The organism is Asticcacaulis sp., assembly GCF_035497195.1.
Classification (GTDB): Bacteria; Pseudomonadota; Alphaproteobacteria; order Caulobacterales; family Caulobacteraceae; genus Asticcacaulis.
In genome coordinates this window covers 1-1,684 of sequence record NZ_DATJDZ010000029.1, presented here as the reverse complement: position 1 = coordinate 1,684, position 1,684 = coordinate 1, and the positions used below count along the sequence as shown (strand labels likewise).

Annotated in this window: 2 protein-coding genes; both read left to right on the top strand. The window is 62.6% G+C overall.

Annotated elements, in window-relative coordinates:
* Positions 1-2 precede the first annotated feature (2 nt).
* Positions 3-863, top strand: a complete 861-nt coding sequence (kduI, locus tag VL130_RS17420; protein WP_325364898.1) for a 5-dehydro-4-deoxy-D-glucuronate isomerase — start codon at positions 3-5, stop codon at positions 861-863.
* Positions 864-929: 66 nt separating this feature from the next.
* On the top strand, positions 930-1,684 hold a 755-nt coding region (kduD, locus tag VL130_RS17415; protein WP_325364896.1), incomplete at its 3' end, for a 2-dehydro-3-deoxy-D-gluconate 5-dehydrogenase KduD.

The following is a 1,684-nucleotide window of genomic DNA, read 5'->3' as shown; positions in this document are numbered from 1 at the left end:
CCATGTGCACCAGCCATTACGCGAAGACGCTTTACGCCACGCATCCGGACATGATGAAGGGCGCGGATAATGCCGACCTGCGCGACAAATACCTGATGACGGGCCTGTTCGCGCCGGACGCCGTGGTGCTCAACTACACCCACTTCGAGCGCTTCGTCATCGGCGGCGCCGCCCCGGTCAAGGGCGTGGTCAAGCTGCCCGACCAGACCGAGCCGGCCTCCGCCGCCGGGCATCCGTTCCTTGAACGCCGCGAACTCGGCGTCATCAATGTCGGATCGGGCACGGGCAAGGTGTCAGTCGATGGCGTCAGCTACGACCTCGGCCTCAAAGATGGCCTCTATATCCCCATGGGCACCGCCGAGGTGCTGTTCTCTTCCGATGACGCCGCCAATCCGGCCCTCTTCTATCTGACCTCGACCCCGGCCCACGCCCGCTATGAGACCGTCAAGATTTCCATCGACAAGGCGGTGCCGCTGGAGCGCGGTTCGCTGGAACAATCCAATCAGCGCGTCATCTACCAGTACATCGTGCCGACCACGGCGAAGTCCTGCCAGTTGCTGCTCGGCCTGACCATCCTGGCCCCCGGTTCGGTGTGGAACACCATGCCGCCGCACCTGCACGACCGCCGCTCAGAGGTCTATTTCTACTTCGGCCTCGGTGAGAACGACCGGGTATTCCACTTCATGGGCCAGCCCGACAATGCCCGCCATATCGTCATGGCCAATAACGAGGCCGTCGTCTCGCCGCCGTGGTCGATCCACATGGGCGCCGGCACCAGCAACTATGCCTTCATCTGGGCCATGGGCGGGGAAAACCTCGACTATACCGACATGAACGTGCTCGATATCTGCCAACTGGCGTAAGCAGGGTCAGAAGGGGCAGGGTCTCGGCCCCTGCACCCGTAAGTTTATCAGTGGATATAATACCTTATGAGCAAGCTTTTCGATCTGACCGGCAAGGTCGCCATCGTCACCGGTGGCAACAAGGGCCTGGGTGCCGGTATCGCCCTCGCCCTGGCGGAGGCCGGGGCCGATATCGCCGTCGTCTCCACGCGGACCGAAACCGAAACGGTCGAGGCGGTGAAGGCATTGGGCCGGAAAGCCATCCATATCGCCGCCGACCTGACCTCGATCAAACCGGTCGAGCGCATTGTCTCGACCACGCTGACAGCGCTTGGCGGCCTCGATATTCTCGTCAACAATGCCGGCATGATCCGCCGCGCCGACAGCGTGGATTTCACCGAAGCCGACTGGGACGCGGTGATCGATCTCAACCTGAAAAGCGCCTTCTTCCTGGCGCAAGCCTGCGGTCGGCACATGATCGCGCAAGGGGGTGGCAAGATCATCAATATCGCCTCGATGCTCAGCTTTCAGGGCGGCATCCGCGTGCCCTCCTACACCGCCTCGAAATCGGGCATTGCCGGCATCACCAAGTTGCTGGCCAATGAATGGGCGGCCAGGGGCGTCAATGTCAACGCCATCGCGCCGGGCTATATGGCCACCGACAACACCGCCGCTTTGCAAGCTGACGAGGCGCGCAACAAGTCCATCCTGGAGCGCATCCCCGCCGGACGCTGGGGCAACCCCTCCGACATGGCCGGGGCCGCGGTGTTCCTGGCATCCAAAGCCTCGGATTATGTCAATGGCATCACCCTGCCCGTCGATGGCGGATGGCTCGCAAGGTA

What these genes read in the sequence shown, in the direction of transcription:
- kduI (WP_325364898.1), top strand. Translation starts at nt 3, where the DNA reads ATGTGCACCAGCCATTACGCGAAGACGCTTTACGCCACGCATCCGGAC.